Source organism: Kitasatospora sp. NPDC086009, from assembly GCF_044540385.1.
Classification (GTDB): Bacteria; Actinomycetota; Actinomycetes; order Streptomycetales; family Streptomycetaceae; genus Kitasatospora.
Genome location: NZ_JBITSA010000001.1, coordinates 1,212,967 through 1,233,440, shown reverse-complemented (window position 1 = coordinate 1,233,440; position 20,474 = coordinate 1,212,967). Strand labels below are relative to the sequence as shown.

The window sequence follows — 20,474 nt, the reverse complement described above, 5'->3', positions numbered from 1 at the left end:
CTGAGGGCGGCCGGGTCGTTGGGGGTTCCATGAAGAAACTCGCCACCCTGGCCGCCCTCACCATGGCAGGCCTCGCCCTGGCCGCCCCGGCCGCGTCGGCCACGACCTCCACCGCCACGTCGCCGGACGCCCTGGACGGGCTCTCCAGCGGCCTCACCCTCTCCCCGGGCGACCTCGCCCTGAAGGAGGCCGGCAAGCTCCCGCTGGTCGGTCACGCCGCGCAGGAGGTGGAGGCGATCGGCACCAACCAGTTGACCCACCCGGGCCTCAGCGGGCAGATCGGCTGAGCGGTCCGGCGCGGGGACCCGGCGGTCCGGGAGCTCCCCTGTGGCTCCCGGGCCCCGTGGTCTCCCGGCTCTCCCTGATCTCCCGGCTCTCCCGGCTCTCCTTCCGAAGCGGCCGCCACCGCTGCGCGCCGCTCGGGGCGCACAGCGGCCGGCGTCCGTCGCCGACTTCGCGGTCGGGTCCGGACGCCGGCTCCGGGTCAGCCCTGCGCGAGGGCGTTCAGCTCCTGGTAGGTGAGCCCGCCGTCGAGCGCGGTGTACGTCCCCTCGGAGTACACCTCCTCGGCGGCGCGGCGCACCGCCGCGTACGCCGCCCTGGCCAGGCCCGGCCCGAGGCTGACCCGGGCCACACCGAGCTTCGCCAGCTCCGGTACGGACGGTGAGCCCGGCCCGGCCAGGACGTTCAGCGGCGCCGGGACTGCGGCCACCAGGGCGGCGATCGACTCCGGGTCCGCGACCCCGGGCACGAACACGCCGTCCGCGCCGGCCGCGACGTACGCCCGCAGGCGGTCGACGGCCTCGTCCAGCCGGCCGGCCGGGTCGCCGAGCTGCTTCAGGAACACATCGGTGCGGCCGTTGACGAAGAGCGGGACGCCGGCCGTGTCGGCGGCGGCCCGGGCGGCCGCGATCCGTTCGGCCGCCTCGGCGGCGGGGCGCCCCCCGTCCTCCAGGTTCACCCCGACCGCGCCGGTGCCGAGCAGCGCGGTGACGGTCTCGCCGACCTCGGCGGCCGTCGCGCCGAAGCCGCTCTCCAGGTCCGCCGTCACCGGCAGCGCGACCGAGCGCACGATCAGCGCGGTCTGGGCCAGCACCTCGGCGCGGTCGGCCGCGTCGCCGTCCGCGCTGCCGAGCGTCCAGGAGACGCTCGCGCTGGCCGTCGCGACGGCCCGGGCACCGGCGGCGGCGACCAGCCGGGCGCCCACCGCGTCCCACACGTTGGCGAGCACCAGGGGCTCGCCGGGGCGGTGCAGGGCGTGGAGGGCTCGGGCCAGCTCGTGCTGAGTGGTCGTCATGCCGGGCACCCTACTTCGCGGCGGGGCTGAGGCGGGAGGTGACGCCGATCCGGTTCCAGGAGTTGATGGCGATGATCAGCGCGATCAGCTGGGCCAGCTCGGCCTGCTCGAAGTGCTCGGCGGCCTCCTGGTAGACGGCGTCCGGCACGTGCCCCTGGGTCAGCAGGGTGACCGACTCGGTCAGCGCGAGGGCGGCCCGCTCCTTGGCGGTGAACCAGGACGTCTCCCGCCAGGCCGGCAGGGAGAGCAGCCGGTGGTTCTGCTCGCCGTTCTTCAGGGCGTCCGTGGCGTGCATGTCGATGCAGAAGGAGCAGCCGTTGAGCATCGACGCGTGCACCTTGACCAGCTCGGCGAGGACGGGGTCGACGCCCTGCCGGGCGGCGCGGTCCAGGGCGATCATGGCCCGGTAGAACTCGGGGGCGAGGTCGGGGAGGGAGATCCGCTGCTCGGGGGCGGACACGGTGGCGTTGTCGTTCGTCGTCATACCGGCCAGCCTAGGGTCCGACTGGACTGGCTCCCTGGCACATTCGGGCCGAGAGATCGTGGGCCACTTCACGGTCGGGGCAGGCCCTCGGGGCGGCTCGCCCGAGTGTGGCACGGCGGGCGCCGGAGGGCGAGGGCCCGGACCTGCCTGGATCCGAACGATCGTGCGAGGATCGCGGGGAGGGTGGTACAGCCGGGCCGCCCGGGGTGGGCGAGGCCAGGGGGCCAGGATCGTGTGTACCGCGTTCGTCAGCATCGAACCGTCGGCATCGGTGCCCGTGCTGCTGCTGTCGGTGCGGGACGAGTACGCCGGGCGGCGGTGGTCCCCGCCGGACCACCACTGGCCCGCGCACCCGGCGGCCGTCGGCGGGCTCGACCTGGCGGCGGGCGGGACGTGGCTCGCCATCGAACCGGGGGCCGCGGTGCCCGGGGCCACGGAGCCGGGCACCGCGGGGCCGGCCGCGGCCTGTCTGCTGAACGGCTTCGGGGCCATGGCACCCGCCCGGGCCCGGCTCTCGCGCGGGGAGCTGCCGCTGATCGCCCTGCGGGACGGCGGCCTCGCCGGCGTCGACCTGGAGCGGTACGACCCGTTCCACCTCGTCCTCGCCGGCCGGGCCGGCGCACGGGTACTGAGCTGGGGCGGCAGCATCCTGGCGGAACGCGACCTGCCGGTCGGGCTGAGCGTGGTGCTCAACGACGGACCGGAGGGGCTGGCGGCGGACCGGACCGCGTCCGAACTGGTCCGCTCGCTGATGGCCGCCCGCGCCGCGCACTTCCGGGCCCGCTTCCGGGCCGCCGTCCGGCCCGCGCCGCGGCCCGGCCCCGCCACGACCGAGCAGGCCTGGGGCGCCTGGCTGCCGATCGTCTCCGGCGACGGTCTGGCGCTCGACGATCCGGCCGCGCTGGTCCAGCGGCGGGAGTTCGGCGACGGGCGGATCTGGGGCTCGTCCTCGATCTCGCTGCTCGCCTTCGGGCCCGACGGGCCGCGGTACGACTTCGGCCCGGCCCCGGTGACGGAGCCGGGCACGCCCGGCGGCTGGCGCCGGATCGGCTAGACGAGTGGAGTAACGGGCAGACTCCCCCGCCCCGGCCGGGGCGAGTCGTTCAGCCCTGCGCCCGGGCCTCCAGCCAGCGCCTCGCGAGGGTCGCGTTGACGGTGTAGAAGAACTCCGACTTGAGACCCGGCTCGCTGGTGAGCGCCTCCACCCAGGTCATCGGCCAGTTGCGGCGGTGGTAGTGCCGGTGCACCGCGCGGGTGAAGGCGGCGAGGTTGCCCTGCAGGCTCTTCTTCTCCAGGCCCAGCCGGGTGGCCAGTTCGGTGTAGCTCACCCGCGCGTCGGGCTGGGTGGCCAGCACGTCCAGCACCCGGGCCACCACCTGCACCGATCCCAGCGGCTCGATCATCAGCCGGCGGAAGTCCTCGACGGTCCACTCGACGACCGGGAGCTTGCCGGGCTCCCCGGCCGCCCCCTCCTCCGGCGCGGCCGGGGGCGCCGGAGGAGCGCCGCCCGCCCCCGCGGCCGTCGGGGCACTCGCCGTGGCGCCGGTCAGCCCGGCCAGGTAGGCGTACACCTGTGTGACGTACTGACTCGGCACCGGTACCGAGACGAACTGCGGCTGGTCGTCCTGCGACATGTGGTCCTCCCCTGGTGTGGCCGCCGGCCCTGTTCCCTGGCGACAGCCCTAATCCTGACAGACCGCCAGTCACCTTGTCCAGCCTTTACTGCCAGTTACTCCCGGCTCTTCCCGCTTCCTCTCCCGGCTACTCCATCGATTCGGTTCCACCGGCCGCCCCAGTGAGCCGCTCCCCGGGACGAACGGGAACGCACCCCTTCGGTGGCCGGTGGACGTTCCGGTCGGGGGGGGGGGGGGGGGGGGGGGGGGCCCCCCCCCCCCCCCCCCCCCCGGCCGCTCAGCCGCTCAGCCGCCGAGGATCGGCCCCAGGTCGATCCGGGCCAGCCGCTCCGGATCGGTGAGGATGTCGAGCGCGGTGACCCGGCCGTCCCGGATGGTGAACGCCATGAGCGACAGCGGCTTGCCGTCCGCGAAGGACAGCACCCCGGGCGCGCCGTTGACGAGCACCGGGCGGGCGTTCTCGGCGAAGCGGGCGAAGGTGATCGCCTGCGAGGCGACCTCGGCCGCACCGCGGCGCAGCGTGCTCGGCCGCAGGGCGCCGCCGTCCGAGCGGGCCACGATCCCGGGGTCGAGCAGTGCGAGGAGGGCGTCGAAGTCGCCGCCGCGCGCGGCGCTGAGGAAGGCGTCCACCACCTCGCGGCGGCGGTTCAGGTCGCCGTCCTGGGCGGGCGCGGCGCCCTGGACGCGGCGGCGGGCCCGGCTGGCCAGTTGGCGGGTGGAGGCGGAGGTGCGGCCGAGGATCGGCGCGATCTCGTCGAACGGGACGGCGAACAGGTCGTGCAGGACGAAGGCTAGCCGCTCCGCCGGGGCGAGCGTGTCCAGCACGATCATCAGCGCGATCCCGACCGAGTCGGCCATCAGGAGCTCCTGCTCCGGGTCCACGACGCCGAAGGCGCCGACCACCGGATCGGGCAGCCGGACCGCGCCCTCCTGCCCGTCCGGTCCGTCCAGCGGGTCCTCGCGCCGCGCGGTGCGCGAGCGCAGCAGGTCCAGGCAGACCCGGCCGACCACGGTGGTCAGCCAGGCGCCGAGGTTCTGCACGGCGCTGACGTCCGAGCGGTCCAGCTTCAGCCACGTCTCCTGGACGGCGTCCTCGGCCTCGCTGAGCGAGCCCAGCATCCGGTAGGCGACCGCCCTCAGTTGGAGCCGGTGCTCCTCGAACTGCCCGGCCAGAAATTCGTTCCCGCTCACCTGTCACATCCCCGTTCCGCGATCCGTCGGTGCAGTGAAGGACGATAACCGGCCCGGCGCGCAAGGCACTCGGGCTCCTGACGCGACGGAGGAAACGCCGTGACCGCTCGGATGAAGAACCCCGCGATGGTCCTGCCCGACGCGATGAAGGGCATCCAGAACATCTACAAGGCCATGTACCAGGGCGGCGTCCCGCCCCAGATCATGGAGCTGGTGCACCTGCGGGCCAGCCAGATCAACGGCTGCTCCGCGTGCGTCTTCGCCGGCGTGACCAACGCGAAGAAGGCCGGTGAGACCGACGAGCGCCTGCACGCCGTCGCCGCCTGGCGCGAGGCCCCCTTCTTCACCGGGGAGGAGCGCGCGGCCCTCGCCCTGACCGAGGCGGCCACCCGGCTGGCCGACCGTTCCGGCCCGGCCGTGCCGGACGCGGTCTGGGACGAGGCCGCCGACCACTTCAACGAGGAGCAGCTCTCCGCGATCATTCTGATGATCGGCCTGACCAACCTCTTCAACCGGCTGAACGCCACCATCCAGGAGCCCGCCGGCGCGACCTGGGGCTGACCGCGGTGCGGGCCCGCGCACCGGCACCGACCGCGGCGCGGGGGCCGGGGCCGCCGCCCGGCCGCCCGCGGCCACGCGATAATCCCCTACGGACACAACCCGGACGGCACAGCGCCCCGCACGGATCGGCCCTCCCCATGAGCACCACCTCCTGGACCGCGTTCGGCGGCGATCTGCACCTCGACCTCAGTGGCCGGCGGGCCGCCGGGGTCGGCCTGCGGGCGGCCCTGGAGGACGCGCTGCGGGAGGCCGTGCAGGACGGCCGGCTGGCCCCGGGGACGCGCCTGCCCTCCTCCCGGGCGCTCGGCGAGGACCTCGGGATCGCCCGCAACACCGTGGTCGAGGCGTACGGGCAGCTGACCGCCGAGGGGTGGCTCGCCTCGCGGCAGGGGTCGGGCACCACGGTGGCCGGGCGGACCGCCCCGCGGTCCGGCCGTCGCCCGGCCGAGGCGCCGCCCGAGCGCCGGACCGCCCGCCACGACCTGACGCCCGGGCGGCCGGACGTCTCGCTCTTCCCGCGCACCGCCTGGCTGACCGCCGCGCGGCGGGCGCTCGCCACCGCGCCGCACGAGGCCTTCGGCTACGGCAGCCCGCTCGGGCGGATCGAGCTGCGGCAGGCGCTCACCGACTACCTCGCCCGGGTGCGCGGCGTCCGGACCGACCCGGACCACCTGCTGATCTGCTCCGGCTTCACCCAGGGCATCGGCCTGCTCTGCGCCGCCCTGCGCGAGCGCGGTCCGGCCCGGACGCGTGGGACCCGCACCCTGGCGGTCGAGGGGTACGGGCTGCCCCCGCAGCGCGAGATGGTCCGGGCCGCGGGGCTGACCCCGGCGCCGCTGCCGGTGGACTGCGCGGGGGCCCGGACGGACCTGCTCGGCGCCCGGCGGGACGCGGCCGTCCTGCTCACCCCCGCCCACCAGTACCCGACCGGCGCCGCGCTGGCCGCCGAACGCCGGTCGGCGGCCGTCGGCTGGGCCCGCGAGCAGGACGGGTACGTGATCGAGGACGACTACGACGGCGAGTTCCGCTACGACCGGCAGCCGCTCGGGGCGATGCAGGCGCTCGACCCGGAACGGGTGGTGTACGCGGGCACCGCGGCCAAGAGCCTGGCACCCGGCCTGCGGCTGGCCTGGCTCGCCCTGCCGGACGCCCTGGTCGAGCCGGTGGCCCGGCGGAAGCAACTGGCGGACACCATGTCCCCCGTGCTGGACCAGCTGACCCTCGCCGAGCTGATCACCTCCGGCACCTACGACCGGCACGTGCGCCGCTGCCGGCTGCACTACCGGCGGCGCCGCGACGCGCTCGTGGCGGCACTGGCCGAACGCGCCCCGCACGTCCGGGTGACGGGCATCGCCGCCGGGCTCCACGCCGTGCTGCAACTGCCGCCCGGGGCGCCGACGGAGGCCGAACTGCTGGCCCGCGCCGGGGCGCTCGACCTGGCCGTCACCGGCCTCTCCTGGCACCTGGCCGACCCGGCGCTCGCCCCGGACGCCTCGCCGGCCCTGGTGGTCGGCTACGCCACACCGCCCGACCGGCTCTTCCCGGCCGCCCTGGACGCGCTCTGCGAGCTGCTGCGGACGGCCTGACCGGGCCGGTCCGGGTCGTTGAACAGCCTTATTCCACCGGCTACTTGTTCCGGTTGCCCAGCTCGAAGAGCAGCATGATGAAGCCGGCGAAGGCGTGCGTGGCGACCATGTAGATCAGCACCCGGATGCCGACCCGGCGGTTGGCCCACTTGCCGGCGTCGACGGTCTTCGGCGCGTCGGCGGCGGCCGCGACGGGAGCCGCGGCGGCGTCGGCGGTAACGGTGGTGACGGTGGTGGGATCAGCCATGGGAGATCTCCTCCAGGAGGTCCGACGGTGGGTCAGTGCGGGGCTGCGGGGCCGCCGCCGAGGCAGAGTTCGCCGCCGGGGCTCTGCAGCAGGGTGTGCACGAAGAGCAGCTCCACCCCGTCCGCCGAGTCGGCGGCGATGCAGTGCGGGGTGAGCGAGTCGAAGTGCGCGGAGTCGCCCTCGTCGAGCAGGTGGGTGCGGTCGCCGAGGGTCAGCCGCAGCCGGCCCTGCAGGACGTACAGCCACTCCTCACCGGGGTGGACCCGGACCACCGCGTCCTGCACGCCTGGGGGGACGTGCACCCGCAGCGCCTGCATCGCCCGCCCGGGCGCGCCGGCCCGGCGGTAGCCCCAGCCGCCCGCGCGACCGGGGTCGATCGCGCCGCCGCGCACCACCGGGTCCGCCTCGGCCGGGGACTCGCCGAGGAGGCCGGAGACGGAGGTGCCGTAGGCGCGGGCGAGTCCGAGCAGGACGGGCAGTGAGGGCTGGCGCCGGCCGGTCTCCAGCCGGGACAGATAAGCTGGGGAGAGTCCGACCCGGGAGGCGGCGACCTCCAGGGTGAGGCGGCTGCCGAGCCGGTGCTCGCGCAGCCTCGCGGCGAGGCCGGCGACCTCCAGGTCGTCGGTCCGGTCGCCGGGGGTGGAGGGGCCGACTGGGCTGGTGGTCATGTGACCAGTGGACACCCCGCCTGCCGTACGGGCAAGAAACTTGCCTCAGAGGCAAACCGCCGCGCATCCCCCTCGACGGGGCTGGACCGGCCCTACGGGCGGGGGATGTTCCGCAGGTTGCTCCGGGCCAGGTCGATCATGCGGCCGACCCCGCCGGAGAGCACCGTCCGCCCGGCGGCCAGCGCGAAGCCCTTCAGCTGGGCGGCCGTGATGCGCGGCGGGATGGAGAGCGCGTTGGGGTCGGTGACCACGTCCACCAGCGCCGGACCGGGCCGCTCCAGCGCCTCCGTGAGCACCTCCCGCACCCGCGCCGGGTCGGTCACGCGCTTGGCCGGGATGCCCATCGCCCGGGCGATCCCCGCGTAGTCCACGTCCCCGTTGTCGATCTCCGCCTCGGGGTAGCCGGAGACCAGCATCTCCAGCTTGATCATGCCGAGCGCGCCGTTGTTGAAGACCACCGTCTTCACCGGCAGCCGGTGGCGCACCACCGTGAGCAGTTCGCCGAGCAGCATCGAGAGCCCGCCGTCCCCGGACATCGAGACGACCTGCCGGCCGGGGCAGGCCAGCTGGGCTCCGATCGCGTGCGGCAGCGCGTTGGCCATCGAGCCGTGCAGGAAGGAGCCGATCACCCGGCGGCGGCCGTTGGGCTGGAGGTAGCGGGCGGCCCAGACGTTGTTCATGCCGGTGTCCACGGTGAACACCGCGTCGTCGGCGGCGACTTCGTCCAGCACCGAGGCGACGTACTCGGGGTGGATCGGCAGGTGCTTCTCGATGTCCCGGGTGTAGGCGCCGACGACGTCCTCCAGCGAGCGGCAGTGCTTGTCCAGCAGCTCGTCCAGGAAGGCGCGGTCGTCCCTGGGCTCCAGCAGCGGCAGGACCGCGCGCAGGGTGGCCGAGACGTCGCCGTGGACGGCCAGCTCCAGCGGGGTGCGGCGGCCGAGCCGGGTGGCGTCGTGGTCCACCTGGACGGTGCGGGCCTGCGGGAGGAAGGAGTCGTAGGGGAAGTCGGTGCCGAGCAGCACGACCAGGTCGGCGGAGTGCAGCGCCTCGTGGCAGGCGCCGTAGCCGAGCAGGCCGCTCATGCCGACGTCGAACGGATTGTCGAACTGGATCCATTCCTTGCCGCGCAGGGAGTGCCCGACCGGCGCGTTCAGGGCCTGCGCGACCGCCATCACCTCGGCGTGCGCCCCGCGGACGCCCGCGCCGCAGAACAGGGTGACCTTGCGGGCCCCGTTGAGGGCGCGGGCGAGCGCCCGGACCTGGTCCCAGGGCGGCGCCGCGACCGCCTGCTCGGTGAGGAAGTGGCTGCTGCCGGTCGGCCCGGCGGCCGGCAGCGCGGCGATGTCGCCGGGGAAGGCCAGGACGGAGACGCCGTGCGCGCCCAGCGCGTGCTGGATCGCGATCCGCAGCAGCCGGGGCAGCTGCGCGGGCGTGGACACCGTCTCGCACCAGCTGCTGCAGTCGGTGAACACCCGCTCGGGGTGGGTCTCCTGGAAGAAGCCGGTGCCGATCTGCCCGGACGGGATGTGCGAGGCCAGCGCCAGCACCGGCAGGCCGCTGCGCTGGGCGTCGTACAGGCCCTGGATCAGATGGGTGTTGCCGGGCCCGCAGGAGCCCGCGCAGACGGCCAGCCGCCCGCTCAGCTCGGCCTCGGCGGCCGCCGCGAAGGCGCCGGCCTCCTCGTTGCGGACGTGCACCCAGCTGATCCCCTCGGCCCGGCGGATGGCGTCCACCACCGGGTTGAGGCTGTCCCCCACCACGCCGTAGACCCGCTCCACCCCGGCCTGCCGGAGCACCTCGACCATCTGCTCGGCCACACTCACCACGGGGCGCTCCTTCACCGGCCGCCGGTTGCCACGGGACACCTGCACCCTCCGGCGGAGCGCCCCGCGCCGCACCCCGGCCGGGGCCGAAGGGGTGACGGGCGGGGCCGGGCGTCACTCGGCCGCGAGGTGCTCCGGCCCGGGGCCCAGGGTGCCGCCGATCACCCCGGCCTGCGGCTGGCGCCGGGCCGGCTCGCGGCCCGGCGGCTGGCTGCACCGCTCCTGGGCGGGCGGCACGGTGGTCGGCAGGGTGACCGGCGACCCGACCTTCACCTGCACCCCCTCGCCGTCGTGGCGCAGGTGGATCACCTCGCCGCGGCGCAGCGTGTACGTCGTGCCCGCGTGGGTGATCCGCACCCCGAGCAGCTGGCCGCGCACCATCAGCGAGAAGCTCAGCCGCATCAGCCCGGGTGGCAGCCGGGGCCGGAAGGAGAGTGCCTCGCCGTGGTCCCGCAACCCGCCGAACCCGGCCACCAGGGCGATGCAGGCCCCGGCCAGCGAGGCCATGTGCAGACCGTCGCCGGTGTTGCCGCCGAGGTCGTGCAGGTCCATCAGGGCGGCTTCGGCGGTGTAGTCGAACGCGAGGTCCAGCTGTCCGACCTCGGCCGCGATCACCGCCTGGGTGCAGGCGGACAGCGAGGAGTCGCGGACGGTCAGCCGCTCGTAGTAGGCGAAGTTGCGGGCCTTCTGCTCGTCGGTGAACGCGTCCCCGCGCACCTGCATGGCGAGCACCAGGTCGGCCTGCTTCACCACCTGCTTGCGGTACAGGTCGAAGTACGGATAGTGCAGCAGCAGCGGGTAGTTCTGCGCCGGGGTGTGCTCGAAGTCCCAGACCTGGTGGTCGGTGAAGCCGTCGGCCTGCGGGTGGACGCCGAGGTTCTCGTCGTACGGGACGAACATCGCGGCGGCGGCGTCCCGCCAGGCGGCGGTCTCCTCGGTGTCCACCCCGAGCGCGGCCGCCTCGTGCGGGTGCCGGGCGGCGGCCTCGGCGGCGGCACGCAGGTTGCTCTGCGCCATCAGGTTGGTGAACACGTTGTTGTCGGCGACGGCGCTGTACTCGTCCGGGCCGGTGACGCCCTCGATGCGGAAGTTGCCGGCCGCGTCGTGGTGGCCGAGCGAGCGCCACATCCGGGCCGTCTCGACCAGCAGCTCCAGCCCGTACTCGCGCTCGAACTCGACGTCCCCGGTGGCCCGCACGTAGCGGGCGACGGCGGCCGCGATGTCCGCGCCGATGTGGAACGCCGCCGTACCGGCCGGCCAGTAGCCGGAGCACTCCTCGCCGCGGATCGTCCGCCAGGGGAACACCGCTCCGGCGAGGCCGAGTTGGACCGCGCGCTCGCGGGCCAGCGGCAGCGTGGTGTGCCGCCAGCGCAGCGCCTGGTTGACGGCGCTCGGCAGGCAGTAGGTGAGCACCGGCAGGACGAAGGTCTCGGTGTCCCAGAAGCTGTGCCCGTCATAGCCCGGGCCGGTCAGCCCCTTGGCGGGGATGGCCCGTTCCTCGCTGCGGGCACCGGCCTGGAGGACGTGGAAGACGGCGAACCGGACGGCCTGCTGGAGCTCGACGTCGCCCTCGACCTCGATGTCGCTGGTCTCCCAGAACTCCTCCAGGAACCCGGCCTGTTCGGTCACCAGGCCGTCCCAGCCGGTGTACCGGGCGGCGGTCAGCGCGGCCTCCACCTGGTCCCGCACGGCGGGCAGCGAGCGGGTCGCGGACCAGCCGTAGGACATGAACTTCACCAGCCGCAGCTTCTCGCCCGGTTCGAGCAGGGTGGTGACGCTGATCCGGCAGTTGTCCGCCTCGGCCTCGGCGACGGTGTCCAGCCGGTCCGGGCCGTCGATGATGTGGTCCATCCCGGCCGCGACCCGGATGCCGCTGTAGCGGGTCCGGTGCACCAGGACGGCCTTGGTGCCGCCCGCGTGGTGCGCCTCGGCGAGCAGCGGCGCCTCCAGCACGGCGGAGGCCCGCGGGTCGCTCTCGGCGCCGCCGGGCAGCTGCTCGTTGGCGACCAGCTCCGACTGCAGGACGATCCGGACCGGACCGTCCACCGCCTCCACGGTGTACTCCACGGCGGCGATCGCCCGCTGGGTGAGGGAGACCAGCCGGGTCGAGTGCACCTTGATGGTCCGACCGGCCGGGGAGGTCCACTCCGCCTCGCGCCGCAGCAGCCCGGTCCGGAAGTCCAACCAGCGCCGGTGGCTGAGCAGTTCGCCGTAGCGCAGGTCGAAGGGCTCGTCGTCCACCAGCAGCCGGATGATCTTGCCGTTGGTCACGTTGATGACGCTCTGGCTGGACTCCGGGTAGCCGTAGCCGCCCTCGCCGTACGGCAGCGGCCGCAGCTCGAAGACGCCGTTCAGATAGGTGCCGGGCAGGCCGTGCGGCTCGCCCTCGTCCAGGTTGGCGCGCAGGCCGATGTGGCCGTTGGAGAGCGCGAAGACGGACTCGGCGCGGGCCATCGCACCCAGGTCGAGGCCCTGTTCGGTGATCTGCCAGGGATCGACGGCGAAGTTGTCCAGCCCGGTCATGCCGCACCTCCTTCGAGCAGCTCGGCGAGGTCGGCGACGACCACGGTGGCGCCGTGGCGGCGCAGTTCGTCGGCCTGGCCGGTGCGGTCCACGCCCACCACCGTGCCGAAGCCGCCGGCCCGGCCGGAGGCGACCCCGGCGAGCGCGTCCTCGAAGACCGCGGCGTGCGCGGGCTCGACGCCCAGGGCCCGGGCGGCGGCCAGGTAGGTGTCCGGCGCGGGCTTGCCCGGCAGGCCGTCCCGCTTCGCCACCACGCCGTCCACGACCACCTCGAACAGCTCCTCGATGCCGGCGGCGCGCAGCACGTCCCGGCAGTTGGCGCTGGAGGAGACCACCGCAGCGGGCAGCCCGAGCCCGCGCAGCCGCCGCACGTAGGCGACCGAACCGTCGTACGGCTGGACGCCCTGCTCGCGGATCATCCGCAGCACGGTCTCGTTCTTGGCCAGGCTGACGCCGTGCACGGTGCGGGCACCGGGCGGGTCGGCGTCGGTGCCCTCGGGGAGGTCGATGCCCCGGCTGTGCAGGAAGGCCCGGGTGCCGTCGAGTCTCGGGCGGCCGTCGACGTGGGTGTCGTAGTCGGTCACGGCGTCGAAGGGGACGAACTGCCCACCGGTGCGGGCCGCTTCGGCGCGCAGGAAGGCGTCGAAGGTGTCCTTCCAGGCCGCCGCGTGCACCTTGGCGGTCTGAGTGAGCACCCCGTCGAGGTCGAAGAGGAAAGCGCGGATGTCGTCCGGAAGCCCCAGCATGGGTGCAGTCTTACCCGCGAAACCGGGGAAGCCTCCCATTCCCGGCGGCGCGTCGCGGGAACGGGAGGCTTCCGGGGGCACCGCGGCTACGGGGCGCTACGGCGTGATTACGGCGCGGTGGGCTACGGCGCGGTGGGCGAGGCGATCACCGCGAAGACGGCGCCCTGCGGGTCCTGGACGACGGCCATCCGCCCGGCCGCCATGTCGAACGGCGGCTGGAGCACCGAACCGCCGCCCCCGACCAGGGCGTCCACGGTGGAGTCGGTGTCGTCCACCGAGAAGTAGGTCAGCCAGTGCGGGGGCGTGCCGGGCGGCAGGTAGTCCGGGAGCCGCTGCATGCCGCCCACCGAGCGGTCGCCGACACTCAGCGAGTAGTACCCCTCCACGCTCTCCAGGGCGGCCGGGCTCAGGCCCAGCGCCCGCTGGTAGAACGCCCCGGCCGCGTCGGTGTCGGTGGTGTTGAGCTCGTTCCAGACCAGCGCGCCGGGCTCGTTCACGACGCCCGCGCCGATGAAGTCGACCTTCTGCCAGACGCCGAACACCCCGCCGGTCGGGTCCGCCGCGACCAGCATCCGGCCGACGGTGCCGACGTCCATCACCGGGTACAGGATCGTGCCGCCGCTCTCGGCGACGGACCGGGCGGCGGCGTCGGCGTCGTCCGAGGCCAGGTAGGTGGTCCAGCCGACGGGCGGGAGGGGCTGGCCCTCGGGCGCCATCTGCGCCATGATCCCGGCCACCGGCTTCCCGTTCAGCGCGCACACGGCGTAGCCGCCGAACTCGGGCGGGCCGACCTCCCCCTGCCAGCCGAACAGGTCGCGGTAGAAGTCGAGGGCGGCCTGCTGGTCGCTCGCCATCAGGTCGATCCAGCACGGGGTGCCGGGCGCGTACGGAGCGGTCACTTCGGGCATTGCTGGGCCTCCGGGAGTACGGGTTCCTCGTCCTCCGCCACGACCGGCCGGGGTGCCCGGGCCCCGGGCCGCGACGCGGGCGGAGGCCCGGGCGACGGCGCGACCGGCGGGCGGTACACCGCCCACCTTCACCGGGCCACCGCGATCCCGCCACCGGACGGCGACCCGGCGGGCCACCCGGACGCGGGCGGCGGACGGGGGCCGCCGCGGGCGCTCTCGCGCCGGTCGGGTCAGCCGTAGGAGACGTCGGCGCAGATGTCCTCGTCCGCCGAGCGGGCGTCGTTGGTCACGCTGGTGGGCAGCGGGGCCGGCACCGAGGGGGCGGCCGCGGCGCCGGGGGCCGCGGCGGTACCGGGGGCGGCCGCGCCACCGCCGTTCGCCGCCGCGAAGTCCTTGCCGACGATCACGGTGATGCCGGCCGACTTGGCCGCCTCGACGGTGGCCCCCGGGAACAGCTCGGCGACCTTCTCGGCGTTGGCCTTCTGCCCGGAGCCGTACTCGATCATCGTGGTCGCGTACTTGGTGCTGGCCGCCGGGCCGGCCTTGGTGGCGGTGAACTTGGCCGCCTTGAGCGCCTCGCTCGCCTTGCCGTCCAGCCCGGTGGTGGTGGTGCCGTTGTAGACGGACACCTTGACCGCGGCGTTGCCCGGGTCGGAGGCCGCGGCGGGCGGCGTGGTCGGCGCCGCCGGAGCGCTCGGCGAGCCGGCGTCGGTCGGTGCGGCCGGCGCGTCGGTCTGCTGGCCGGTGGCGTTCTGACCGTCGATGGTCCGGTCGGCCTTGAGGGCGTCCCAGAGCTTGTTGGCGTCCGGCTGGATGATGTCGATGTTCTTGTCCTGGGTGCGGTAGCGCCAGGGCAGCGTCACGAACTTGAGCTCGTGCATGTCGATGTTCTTCAGCGAGAGGCCGAAGGAGAGCAGCTTGTCGGCGGAGCCGAGGCCCGGGTCCACGGTCATCGACTTGGTGGCGGCGTCCGCGAGCGGGAGCAGCGTGGTGGGGTTGAGGCCCTGGCTCTTGATGCTGGAGGCGAGCGAGCCGAGGAAGGCCTGCTGCCGCTTCATCCGGCCGATGTCGGAGCCGTCCCCGATGCCGTACCGCAGCCGGACGAAGTTCAGCGCCTGCTGGCCCTCGACCTTCTGCTTGCCCTGCGGCAGGACGACGGCACCCTTCTTGGGGAGCTTGGGGTTGATGTCGTTCTCGTAGATCGGCTTCGGCAGGCAGACGTCGACCCCGTTGACGGCCTTCGTCATCGCGGAGAAGCCCTGGAAGTCCACCACGATGGTGTGGTCCACCCGGATGCCGGTGAGCTTCTCCACCGTGTTCTGGGTGCAGGCGGGGTTGCCGTCGTCGCTCTCGCCCTTCGAGAACGCCGCGTTGAACAGGTCGCTGGTGGCGGCCTTGGTCCACTTGCCGTCCGGGAGCTTGCAGGACGGGATCGCCACCATGGCGTTGCGGGGGATGGAGATCCCGACGGCGTGCTTGTGGTCCGCGTAGACGTGCAGCAGGATCGTGGTGTCCGAGCGGGCGCCGCCGTCCTCGCCGCCGCCCAGGTCGGCGTTGTTCTTGCCGCGGCTGTCCGAGCCGATCAGCAGGACGTTGACCGGCTTGTTGCCGTCCGCGTCGGCCTGCGCCTCCGGCGGCCGGTCGCCGGCTATCGCGTCCGCGTCGAAGGTCTTGATGTTGGCGTTGAGCTTGAGGTAGATCGCGCCGCCCGCGCCGGCCATCAGCACCAGCACACCGGCCGCCGACCAGGCGACGATCTTCTTCACGTTCTTCTTCGGCTTGCGGCTGTTGCGGGCCGCCGCCCGGCCGCCGCCGGCCGCGGCCCCACCGGCGCCGGCCGCGCCGGCCGCCCGGCCCCCGTTGCCCTGCGCCGCGCGCCGCGCCTGCGCCCGGCCCCCGGCCCGCGGCTGCGGCACCCCGCCGTCGCCGTCCTCGGCCGTGAGCGCGCCGGGCGCGTCGTCACCACGAGCCGGGCCCTCGCCCCACTGACCTGACATCCGTGTACCTTTCACCGGCCGACGCGACGCCCCACGACCGGGCACTCCGCATACAAGAAGGACGGTCCGGGCCGCCCCCAGGTTGCACATACGAAGGTCGTAATGACCGACGAACGCCCCCGCGACCCTTCCCACCCCGTCCCCCGGAGCCCCCGCAGGCACCACAAGCCCCTGTCGGAGCATACAAGCCGGTCGTATTATTCCAGCCGCCTCGCCCACCCCCATCCCCCGACCAGAACCCCACCCCCATCTCCCCCGGCCCCCAGGGCACTTCGGCCGCCAGGGGGATCGCGCCGCTCCGGAGGTGCCCGGCCGTACGTGCGCGACCTCGGCGTCCGCCCGCCGAACCACGACGCCCCCGCCCGTGAGTCCGGGCGAGGGCGTCCCATCACGTCCGGGCTCAGCGCGGTCGAACGGCGGCAACCGCGTCGGTGTACTGCTCGGTTGTCAGATCATCTTCGGCGATGCCGAACCCGGTGAGAACGGATCGAACGACGGCGAGCGCCGGCACGAGGTCGTCCTCGGCCATCGCGATGGTCTCCAGCTCGATGAAGGTCCCGTCGATCTCGGGCACCCGGACCAGCGTGGCCAGGAACCGGCGGCCCTCGTGCTGGAAGTCGTAGTTGCGGCAGCGCTTCTCGAAGGCGATGCGCGGAACGAACCCGAGCCCACGGATGATCTCCCGCATGGCCCCGGCGTCCTCAACGCGGGTCTCCGCCTCGGGCTTGGATCCGGAGGCTTCGTCGACGCGGGCGCCCTTGTAGGTGAGGACGGTGCGGGTGTCATCCGGGCCGTGCACCGTGCGGATCCGCAGCTCCCGGTCGGTGCCCATGAGCGAGCCGTCGGGTGCGTCGTAGTAGGCGTCGCGGTACACCTCCGCCCGACCGGGCCCGTACCGGTCCTCCAACTGCCGGAGAACCGATTCAGGGTCGCGCACCACGGCCTTGAGCTCCGCCTCGATCGCCACTGCTGCCCCTTCGTCAGATCATCCGCTCCGCACCGTCCACCATGGCATCGAACTCGCGACGCCACCCCCGGTACAGCGGGCCGTACGGGGTGGCCAGCACCTTATAGGTTGCCGACTCGTGGCCCTCCCAATCGGTGTCGAAGGAGCTCACGTAGAGCGTCTTGTCGAGCCGAATCACACGCCACACGGGCAGGGTGCGGTAGCGGTAGACCTCCACGTGGCCGACTTTTGCGAGCTCCCGCAGTCGGGCTTCGGCAAGGCGGACCCCGCCGGACAGCGACTCGGGCGACTCCCCGATCTCCGCAGCCCGGCGGATCAGCGCAGGCGAGTCCGGATCCAGCAGCAGGACACGAAGGCGGAGCGGTTCGTCTCCGTCCCGGTCCAGGTGCGGCCGAAGAAGGGAGTCCCGAAGGGCCAGCAGCCCCAGACCGCGGACAGCGAGGATGTCGAGCTCCGTCGCCGACCGGGCCGAGCCTCGGATCTCCGCAGCAGCGGCCGCCTGGTCGGAATAGACGCGGACGATCTCGGGAAACGCCGCGAGGTCGAACGCGGCGCCCGGAGCCCGGTTCTCCCGGCGCGGTGCCAGGCCCAGCTGTCGGCGGGCATCATTCGGCATGTTCAGCCCGTCGGCGATGCGCTCGAAGACGTCGAGGCGGACGACCTCGCGCCGGCCGTTGATGATCTCGTTGACCCTGGCCTGCGTCATGCCGACCTGTACGGCGATGCGGGCCTGACTGGCGCCACTGCGATGCTGCACGTAGCGGAAGAGGCTGCCCATGTCGCGGTCGTGGAGTGCGGCGCGGATCTGGCTGGTCTGCCACGCCGTCTCGGGCAGAGCAATCGGTTCGAGTGCGGTCCCCATGGCGGTCCCGTCGTCGGGGCTATCTCACGGTGAGATTACCGTCTGGGTATCGTGATTGATGACCTGTCGGCCGACGCTTGGAGTGTGCCGACCCCCACCGCTTCACCCCGGCCGAGACCGGTGAGGCGCCTTTCTCGACCCGTTGACGAAGACCGTGCGAACGCGCAGCTGAGAAGGTCCGTAGCCGCACTGGCCGCCCTCCCCTCAAGCCTCCTCGCACGGGCCGGAATCCGCACCGGCCGGACCGACCGGGTGCCGACCGCCGTCGGCTTCGTGCGGGCGGTCGGCACCACCAGGAAGTCCATCTGCACCGTCGACAACAGGAGGTACCGATGTTCGCTCACTCCGACCGGCTCCCGACCGGGACACCGCTGCCGAACGGGATCGCCACGCTCGCCCCGTGGGGAGTCCGCCGGATGGCCCCTTACCCGGCACATGCCCTGCGCTACGACCGGGTCGAACTGGACCCCGTCACCCAGACCGGTCGCTACTTCGACGCCACCGGCCGGGTCATGGAAATGCCCGGCCACGGCACCAGCACCGGCACCACTCCGTCGACCAACACGGGCAACCCGTCCGACGGCTCCGGGCCCGGCGGGTCCGGCGGCGGGGACCAGGACACCGGCAACGACACCGATCAGTGATCGATCCGGGTCCGGTTCTGGTCGTCACCAATCTGGATGACCCCACGACCGATTTGGTGATTGACGCGCTGCACGACCGGGGTCTCCCGATCGTGCGGTTCGACTCCGGGGACTTCCCCACCACCTTGTCATTCGCGGCCACCATCACGCCTCACGGCATCGAAGGCTCACTCACGACGCCCACCCGTACGGCGGGGCTGTCCAACATCCGCTCCCTGTACTATCGCCGGCCGTCCGGCTTCGCCTTTCCCCACCTCGACGAGCAGTCCGCCCGATTCGCCGTCACGCAGGCCCGCTACGGCCTCGGCGGCGTCATGGCCTCGCTGCCGGGCTGCCTGTACGTGAACCACCCGCACCGCATCGGTGACGCCGAGTTCAAGCCCTCCGGCCTGGCAGTCGCCGCCGAGTGCGGCTTCCTGCTTCCGGCCACCCTGATCACCTCCGAGCCCGCCACCGCACGGACCTTCATCAGGCGCGTCGGCCCCGTCATCTACAAACCGCTGTCCACACCGCTCTACCGGATCGACGGCGTCTCGTGCACGGTCGAGGTCGCCGACGTTACCGTCGACGAGATCGACGACGCCGTGGCCGGCACAGCCCATCTGTTCCAGCAGCGCATCGACAAGATCGCCGACGTCCGGGTGACCGTCATGGGCGACCAGGTGTTCTGCGTCCGCATCGACTCGAACCTGCTGGACTGGCGCACCGACTACACCCGACTGACGTACTCGGTGGTCCTCCCACCCGTCGGCCTGGACCGACAACTGCGCGCCTACCTGGACCGCTTCGGGCTGGTCTTCGGTGCTTTCGACTTCGCGATCGACCAGCACGGGCGATGGTGGTTCCTGGAGTGCAATCCGTCCGGACAGTGGGCGTGGCTCGAACCGGAAACAGGGCTGCCCATGGTCACGGCGATGGCGGACCTGCTGGAGAGGAGGACCGGATGACCACTGATGCCGATCTGCGCAAGCGGCTCGCCGCCGGCCTCGCCGACACCGGCCACCTGCGAACCGGCCCATGGCGTCGGGCGGTCGAGGCCGTACCCCGCCACGAGTTCCTCCGCGGTGGATACTTCGAGCCCGTTCCGGGCTCGGCCCCGACCGCCTGGCGGCCGGTCATGCCGGGCGCCGAGGACTGGCTGGAGCGCTGCTACGGGGACGACTCACTGGTGACCCAGATCGCCGGCACGATCGTGCCGGGCGACATCCGCGGCGAGATCCTGCGCACCCCCACCTCGTCGAGCACCATGCCGAGCCTGGTGGTCCGGATGCTCGAAAACCTTCAGGTCGAGACCGGCCACCGGGTCGTCGAGATCGGCACCGGCACCGGCTATTCGACCGCGCTCCTGTGCCACCGGCTCGGTGACGGCCTCGTGACCTCCGTCGAGGTCGACCCGGATGTGAGCCTGCGGGCCAGGAACGCCCTCGGAGCCTGCGGCTTCCGGCCGGACCTGGTGGTGGGGGACGGTCTGGTCGGACACAAGGACGGGGCACCCTACGACCGGACGATCGCCACGTGCGGGGTGCTGGAGGTACCGCTGGAGTGGATCGAGCAGACCCGCCCGGGTGGCATCATCCTGGCCACCGTCTGCGGATGGCTGTACTCCTCCGAGGTGGCCCGCCTGACCGTACGGGAGGACGGGACAGCCGTCGGCCGCTTCCTGGGCGGACAGATCTCCTTCATGCTCGCCCGCACCCAGCTCCCGCCCCCGCTCGGCATCCTGCCCGACCTGGACGACGGCGAGGAGCGCGAGGCCACGCACGGGGCGGAGGTGCTGGACGACTGGACCGCCCGGTTTGTCGCCCAGATCGCCGCACCCCGGACCCAGCGCATCACCCTCACCCGCGACGGCCGGGTCGAGCACGTGCTGCTCGACGTCGAGGCCGGCGCATGGGCGGCGCTGGGCGAGGACGGAGGTCAGGGGACAGTCCGGCAGGGCGGGCCGGTCCGGATCTGGGACGAGGTGGAGGAGCACCTCACCCGCTGGTCCAACGACGGTGCTCCGTCGTTGGACCGGTTCGAGATCAGCGTCTCCCCAGAGCGGCAGACGATCACCTGGCCGACCTGCTAGACCGCCGAGCCCCCGAGGAGAGGACTCGGCGGCGGGCACGGCAGAACCGCCGGCCCGTCAGCTCCACCGACACGCGAGGCCCCGGTCAGACGGTGTCTGACCGGGGCCTTCACGGGTGGGCCGCCAGGGGCTCGAACCCTGAACCTACGGATTAAAAGTCCGCAGCTCTGCCAATTGAGCTAGCGGCCCGTCGGCCGCCCCGTGCGGGGCGGGCCAGGGCGATCCTACCCGTTGGCGCCCACGCCTCCGCCAGTGGATTGTGCGG

At 73.4% G+C, this 20,474-nt stretch carries 20 protein-coding genes and 1 tRNA gene; 7 read left to right on the top strand and 14 right to left on the bottom strand.

Features of this window, described 5'->3' with window-relative positions:
* The first annotated feature begins 29 nt into the window (after positions 1–29).
* Positions 30–287: a hypothetical protein gene (locus ACIF6L_RS05520; RefSeq protein WP_359805719.1), complete on the top strand. Its 258-nt coding sequence runs from the start codon at positions 30–32 to the stop codon at positions 285–287.
* Between the two features lie 197 nt (positions 288–484).
* On the opposite strand, the gene ACIF6L_RS05515 is transcribed toward ACIF6L_RS05520, so the two are convergent.
* Positions 485–1,297, bottom strand: coding sequence for an isocitrate lyase/phosphoenolpyruvate mutase family protein (locus tag ACIF6L_RS05515; protein ID WP_396491249.1), 813 nt, complete (start codon positions 1,295–1,297; stop codon positions 485–487).
* 10 nt (positions 1,298–1,307) lie between these two features.
* On the bottom strand, positions 1,308–1,781 hold the full coding sequence (locus ACIF6L_RS05510) for a carboxymuconolactone decarboxylase family protein (RefSeq protein ID WP_352291176.1): 474 nt from the start codon (positions 1,779–1,781) through the stop codon (positions 1,308–1,310).
* 232 nt (positions 1,782–2,013) lie between these two features.
* On the opposite strand from ACIF6L_RS05510, the gene ACIF6L_RS05505 reads away from it, so the two are divergent.
* Positions 2,014–2,835: an NRDE family protein gene (locus ACIF6L_RS05505; protein WP_359805714.1), complete on the top strand. Its 822-nt coding sequence runs from the start codon at positions 2,014–2,016 to the stop codon at positions 2,833–2,835.
* A gap of 49 nt (positions 2,836–2,884) precedes the next feature.
* Here ACIF6L_RS05505 and ACIF6L_RS05500 read toward each other — a convergent pair whose 3' ends face one another.
* Together ACIF6L_RS05500 and ACIF6L_RS05495 are read right to left on the bottom strand one after the other, a co-directional pair.
* A complete protein-coding gene (locus ACIF6L_RS05500; RefSeq protein WP_352291178.1) occupies positions 2,885–3,415 on the bottom strand; it encodes a hypothetical protein in 531 nt (176 codons plus the stop codon).
* A gap of 285 nt (positions 3,416–3,700) precedes the next feature.
* Positions 3,701–4,606, bottom strand: a complete 906-nt coding sequence (locus ACIF6L_RS05495) for a sigma-70 family RNA polymerase sigma factor (RefSeq protein WP_396491248.1) — start codon at positions 4,604–4,606, stop codon at positions 3,701–3,703.
* A gap of 99 nt (positions 4,607–4,705) precedes the next feature.
* Here ACIF6L_RS05495 and ACIF6L_RS05490 point away from each other — a divergent pair, with 99 nt between their 5' ends.
* Together ACIF6L_RS05490 and ACIF6L_RS05485 are read left to right on the top strand one after the other, a co-directional pair.
* On the top strand, positions 4,706–5,167 hold the full coding sequence (locus ACIF6L_RS05490; RefSeq protein WP_352291180.1) for a carboxymuconolactone decarboxylase family protein: 462 nt from the start codon (positions 4,706–4,708) through the stop codon (positions 5,165–5,167).
* A gap of 137 nt (positions 5,168–5,304) precedes the next feature.
* On the top strand, positions 5,305–6,753 hold the full coding sequence (locus tag ACIF6L_RS05485; protein ID WP_359805708.1) for a PLP-dependent aminotransferase family protein: 1,449 nt from the start codon (positions 5,305–5,307) through the stop codon (positions 6,751–6,753).
* 40 nt (positions 6,754–6,793) lie between these two features.
* Here ACIF6L_RS05485 and ACIF6L_RS05480 read toward each other — a convergent pair whose 3' ends face one another.
* The 9 genes from ACIF6L_RS05480 to ACIF6L_RS05440 form a co-directional block, all read right to left on the bottom strand.
* On the bottom strand, positions 6,794–7,000 hold the full coding sequence (locus tag ACIF6L_RS05480) for a DUF6126 family protein (protein ID WP_380392897.1): 207 nt from the start codon (positions 6,998–7,000) through the stop codon (positions 6,794–6,796).
* A 32-nt stretch (positions 7,001–7,032) separates the two neighbouring features.
* A complete protein-coding gene (locus tag ACIF6L_RS05475) occupies positions 7,033–7,668 on the bottom strand; it encodes a helix-turn-helix domain-containing protein (RefSeq protein ID WP_396491247.1) in 636 nt (211 codons plus the stop codon).
* 92 nt (positions 7,669–7,760) lie between these two features.
* Complete coding sequence (locus ACIF6L_RS05470; protein WP_396491268.1) at positions 7,761–9,473, bottom strand: pyruvate dehydrogenase; 1,713 nt, start codon at positions 9,471–9,473, stop codon at positions 7,761–7,763.
* Positions 9,474–9,605: 132 nt separating this feature from the next.
* On the bottom strand, positions 9,606–12,014 hold the full coding sequence (locus tag ACIF6L_RS05465) for a glycosyl hydrolase family 65 protein (protein WP_359805703.1): 2,409 nt from the start codon (positions 12,012–12,014) through the stop codon (positions 9,606–9,608).
* Positions 12,011–12,760, bottom strand: coding sequence for a beta-phosphoglucomutase family hydrolase (locus ACIF6L_RS05460; RefSeq protein ID WP_329489038.1), 750 nt, complete (start codon positions 12,758–12,760; stop codon positions 12,011–12,013). Before ACIF6L_RS05460 ends, ACIF6L_RS05465 begins: the two co-directional genes overlap by 4 nt.
* 122 nt (positions 12,761–12,882) lie before the next feature.
* A complete protein-coding gene (locus tag ACIF6L_RS05455; protein WP_396491246.1) occupies positions 12,883–13,668 on the bottom strand; it encodes a VOC family protein in 786 nt (261 codons plus the stop codon).
* A gap of 230 nt (positions 13,669–13,898) precedes the next feature.
* A complete protein-coding gene (locus ACIF6L_RS05450; RefSeq protein ID WP_396491245.1) occupies positions 13,899–15,665 on the bottom strand; it encodes an LCP family protein in 1,767 nt (588 codons plus the stop codon).
* Positions 15,666–16,065: 400 nt separating this feature from the next.
* Complete coding sequence (gene cyaB, locus ACIF6L_RS05445) at positions 16,066–16,632, bottom strand: class IV adenylate cyclase (RefSeq protein ID WP_396491244.1); 567 nt, start codon at positions 16,630–16,632, stop codon at positions 16,066–16,068.
* A gap of 13 nt (positions 16,633–16,645) precedes the next feature.
* Entirely contained in the window at positions 16,646–17,494 is an 849-nt protein-coding gene (locus tag ACIF6L_RS05440) for a helix-turn-helix domain-containing protein (protein WP_396491243.1), read from the bottom strand.
* 332 nt (positions 17,495–17,826) lie between these two features.
* On the opposite strand from ACIF6L_RS05440, the gene tgmA reads away from it, so the two are divergent.
* From tgmA to tgmC, 3 genes are read left to right on the top strand one after another with little or no spacing between them, the layout of a single operon-like run.
* Positions 17,827–18,138: a putative ATP-grasp-modified RiPP gene (tgmA, locus tag ACIF6L_RS05435; RefSeq protein WP_396491242.1), complete on the top strand. Its 312-nt coding sequence runs from the start codon at positions 17,827–17,829 to the stop codon at positions 18,136–18,138.
* A complete protein-coding gene (gene tgmB, locus ACIF6L_RS05430) occupies positions 18,135–19,085 on the top strand; it encodes an ATP-grasp ribosomal peptide maturase (protein ID WP_396491241.1) in 951 nt (316 codons plus the stop codon). Before tgmA ends, tgmB begins: the two co-directional genes overlap by 4 nt.
* Positions 19,082–20,209, top strand: coding sequence for an ATP-grasp peptide maturase system methyltransferase (gene tgmC, locus ACIF6L_RS05425; RefSeq protein WP_396491240.1), 1,128 nt, complete (start codon positions 19,082–19,084; stop codon positions 20,207–20,209). Before tgmB ends, tgmC begins: the two co-directional genes overlap by 4 nt.
* 116 nt (positions 20,210–20,325) lie before the next feature.
* On the opposite strand, the gene ACIF6L_RS05420 is transcribed toward tgmC, so the two are convergent.
* A tRNA-Lys gene (locus ACIF6L_RS05420) sits at positions 20,326–20,398 on the bottom strand.
* Positions 20,399–20,474 lie beyond the last annotated feature (76 nt).